This is a genomic window from Streptomyces sp. SID8352 (assembly GCF_009862265.1).
Taxonomy (GTDB): domain Bacteria; phylum Actinomycetota; class Actinomycetes; order Streptomycetales; family Streptomycetaceae; genus Streptomyces.
In genome coordinates this window covers 1-3,353 of sequence record NZ_WWGX01000037.1, presented here as the reverse complement: position 1 = coordinate 3,353, position 3,353 = coordinate 1, and the positions used below count along the sequence as shown (strand labels likewise).

The following is a 3,353-nucleotide window of genomic DNA, read 5'->3' as shown; positions in this document are numbered from 1 at the left end:
CCGGTGGTGGTACCGGTGGTGGTACCGGTCGTCGTGCCACTGGTCGTTCCGGTCGAGCAGGAGTTGAGGAAGATCCGGTTGGTGTCGAGCGTCACGGCGCCGTTGCGAGCCAGCGCCCGGCCCTCGATGTTGGTCCCCGTGGTCACGTGGATGTCCGTCAGAGCCATGATGGTGCCCACGAAAGTGGAGTTTGTCCCGAGGGTGGCCGAACTCCCGATCTGCCAGTACACGTTGCACGGCGAAGCGCCGTTCGTCAGGAGTACGCGGCTGGAGGAGGCCGTCGTCAGGGCCTCCGGAATCTGGAACACCCACACGGAGTTCGGGTTTCCTCCGGCGTCCAGGACCAGATCGCCGGTGATGCCGACACCAGAGGAAGCGGTGTAGACGCCCGGAAGCAGCGTGGTGCCGTTGCCGATGCCCGCCGCGAGTGCGAAGTCCGTGGCCTGGCCAGCCGCGTTGTTGTACGCCGTGACCAGGTCGGACTTGGCCTGAAGTGCCACGGCGTCGGCGGCGTGCACAGCGCCGAGCACCTCGCCGGGCGGGAATCCGGTGATGGACGGGTTCGGGTGCGTCCCGAGGTCGTGACTGATCACTGTGGGGCCCGTGTTGGTGACTCCCGCGCCCGCCAGCACGGAGAAACTCGCCGCCGTGGCCAGCGGTACCGGCGTTGCGATGGCGATTGCCGGGGCGGGTGACAGGACGACCATCGCGGCAGCGACCGTGGCGGCGAGGGCCGAGGCCAGCAAGCCGGGCACGGTACGTCGGCGAGCCATTTCAGGGATCTTCAGCTTCATCAGGAGGCCATTTTCTGTGGGGGCCGTGGCATGCCGGGCCCTAATCAAACGCCCGGGGAGCCTTGATCTGGTTGTGCATATTACGGAGGAATCTCACAGGTGCCGCAGAATGCGTGCGAGAGTCGTGTTTTCCGGGCATCGAGCCGCCGAATGCAGGGCAATTTTTGGGGTGTTCATATATCCGATCATCCACTGTGTTGGCCTACTGAGGTTGAACTCGTGATTTCGTGTTCTTGTTCAGGTGGGCCTAACCTCGATCTTTCGCGCGCCCAGCAGACTGGAGGTCTTGATGCTGTAAGTGATCTTCGGTCGTAAGCTCGTTGTCGCCTGCTGGTGGAAGTCCGGTCCGGGTAGCTGCCAGGGGGCCCGGTAGCAGACTGGCGGCGTCGAGGGGAAACGCCCGGCGTCGAAGCCCAGTGTCAAAAAGCCCTGTGAAGGGGGAGCAAAGCAGCGGTCCGTAGCATGAAGCGAAGATCCTGGAGCAGCTCCAGGCGGGCGTCACCGGACTGCGTGAGGAGAGCCGGGAGGTCCGTCGCCGTCAGGACCGGATGATCAGTGACCTGAACGAGACGAGGGGTGAGCTCCGGCAGCTCCTGGACCTCGCCAACGTTCTGCGTTCCCTCACACCGCCCGAGGGGGCGGGTGCCGCGGCCGGCGAGAGCACGCGGGTCCTTGCCGGGGGAAGCGTGCAGCCGCCCGGACCCGGGGCCGGCCACGGCCCGCCTGCGGGCGCCGACGGCCATCCGTCCGCCTCCACCGACACCGACTCCCAGGGGGGAACCATGGAGAACACCACCGGGCACCAGCAGCTGCCCGAGCCCGGCGAGGACCAGGACCTCGTGCTGAAGAGCGCCATCGAGGCCGCCTACCAGGGCAGCAGCCCCGTCACCGGCCCGCCCCCTGCCGCCAAACCGCAGGTCCCCGAAACGAAGGATCCGAAGGTCGCCCACGGTGTCCTGCTGCTGACGGCCGCCGGTGTCGCCTCCGCCGAACTGACCGCCCACCGCGACACCTGGGAGTGGCTCGCCGCCCTGGCCGTCGACCACAGCCACTTCCGCACCCCGCCCTCGGTCGAGGACATCAAGGAGGGCCGCATCCAGACTGTCCTGTCCGGACGCTCCCTCATCGCCCTGCTCATCGAGCTGTGGAACACCCGCGCCTCCGCCGCCCCGCTCCAGGGCGACTGGGCACTGGCCACCACCACCTACAACCGCATCGCGGCCGAACTCACCGACGTCACCGGACAAGGCGAAACCATCCGCATCGTCCTGGACGACGGGCTCCCCCACGAAGCCGGCGACTGACCAGCAGCCCACCGAGAAGCAGACGACGGCCGCCCGGATCGATCCGGGCGGCCGTCCTGATTCGCGAGCTGGAAAGCGCGAGGGCCGCACGGTCAAACCGTGCGGCCCTCGACTGACGTCTGAACCCTTGAGGGTATGGCCTGCCCACTTTCGAGGGCTACCAGGGACGAGATCCTCGGGGCATCGCTGAAGGCTGTCGACGGATAGTGGATGAAGGCTGGCTTTCTCGACGCCATGCGACAGCAGTTGTCAACGGCCTCGGGAGGCACCCGCCGCGCCGGCATGTCGTTGTCGACGACAACGGGAGGCGCCTGCGGACACCCGGCAGCGAAGCGGTACCGGGTCCTACCTGAGCCCGTAGCCAGCGCATTTTGCCCGAACGCCGGACAGGCGACCGACAGCGTCCCGCCGAACACCGCCGAGCCGCCGTCCGAGTCGTCGACCTTCGGCGTCGGCAGCGCCTCCCGAACTGCCAGAGGAACGCTGCTCTTCGTCATCGACAGAGCCACACTCTCCCGCGCACCGGAGCAGAAGGAGGATCCGGCACCCGTACCGCCGGCCCGAGAGCAGGTTCGCTCAACGCAGTTCAGGAAGGGTGGTGCGGGCGATTTCGGCAAGGGCCGCGTAGGCAGCCGGAGCCTTATCGCTGGGGAGGGCGTCTTCCGTCCGAGCCTTCAGCTCGCACAGAAGGTTGCTGTCACGCACCGTGAGCCACAACTCCGTGTCCCACGGCGGCATATCTAGTTTGTGGCTGTACTGAAATGCCTGCTGCCCGACATGGGGAGTGTCTTTTACGCCATCGACCGCATATTTGACGCCAACACCACGACGGTAGTCGAAGAGTTCGGCCGTTCTGGGGACGTCAATGTACGCCCGGCACCCCACGAAGGCTTCATTTAAGACATCGATAGAGCCGAAGCGCTGCACACACTCAGCACCGCCTCCGGTGTCGTTGCTGAGCTGCGTGGCGTCCCCGGGGGCCTTGAAGGGTTCACCCAGCACAGCGGTCAGCGGGCTGAAATCGATCGCACCACAGATTTTCCGGGGGACACGGTAAACGCCAGGGTCGACGACGGCCTTCGGTGTTGGGGCTGCGATGCGCCTCTCATCTATGCCGCCCCCATCGGAGCTTCCGCAAGCAGTCGCGCCGAACAGCGTGACGGCCAGAGCAAGAGAGGTGACCAACCGGTGGCCGTGCCGTATTGCGCCCATGATTCCCCATCAGTCGAATTCGCATTGCACCGGGCAGAGTAGT

At 66.3% G+C, this 3,353-nt stretch carries 4 protein-coding genes; 1 reads left to right on the top strand and 3 read right to left on the bottom strand.

Features of this window, described 5'->3' with window-relative positions; genetic code table 11:
* The coding region (locus GTY84_RS12920; RefSeq protein WP_161226353.1) for an ice-binding family protein at positions 1-794 on the bottom strand (794 nt) is incomplete at its 3' end.
* A 548-nt stretch (positions 795-1,342) separates the two neighbouring features.
* Here GTY84_RS12920 and GTY84_RS12915 point away from each other — a divergent pair.
* Positions 1,343-2,098, top strand: a complete 756-nt coding sequence (locus GTY84_RS12915; RefSeq protein WP_161226352.1) for a hypothetical protein — start codon at positions 1,343-1,345, stop codon at positions 2,096-2,098.
* Positions 2,099-2,190: 92 nt separating this feature from the next.
* Here the strand turns inward: GTY84_RS12915 and GTY84_RS12910 are convergent, their stop codons facing one another.
* Both GTY84_RS12910 and GTY84_RS12905 read right to left on the bottom strand, forming a co-directional pair.
* On the bottom strand, positions 2,191-2,595 hold the full coding sequence (locus GTY84_RS12910; RefSeq protein ID WP_161226351.1) for a hypothetical protein: 405 nt from the start codon (positions 2,593-2,595) through the stop codon (positions 2,191-2,193).
* A 79-nt stretch (positions 2,596-2,674) separates the two neighbouring features.
* Positions 2,675-3,310 carry a hypothetical protein gene (locus tag GTY84_RS12905; protein WP_161226350.1) on the bottom strand — a complete coding sequence of 212 codons (636 nt, stop codon included), beginning with the start codon at positions 3,308-3,310 and terminating at the stop codon, positions 2,675-2,677.
* Between the last annotated feature and the right edge of the window lie 43 nt (positions 3,311-3,353).

What these genes read in the sequence shown, in the direction of transcription:
- GTY84_RS12915 (WP_161226352.1), top strand. Translation starts at nt 1,343, where the DNA reads ATGATCAGTGACCTGAACGAGACGAGGGGTGAGCTCCGGCAGCTCCTG.
- GTY84_RS12910 (WP_161226351.1), bottom strand. Translation starts at nt 2,595, where the DNA reads ATGACGAAGAGCAGCGTTCCTCTGGCAGTTCGGGAGGCGCTGCCGACG.
- GTY84_RS12905 (WP_161226350.1), bottom strand. Translation starts at nt 3,310, where the DNA reads ATGGGCGCAATACGGCACGGCCACCGGTTGGTCACCTCTCTTGCTCTG.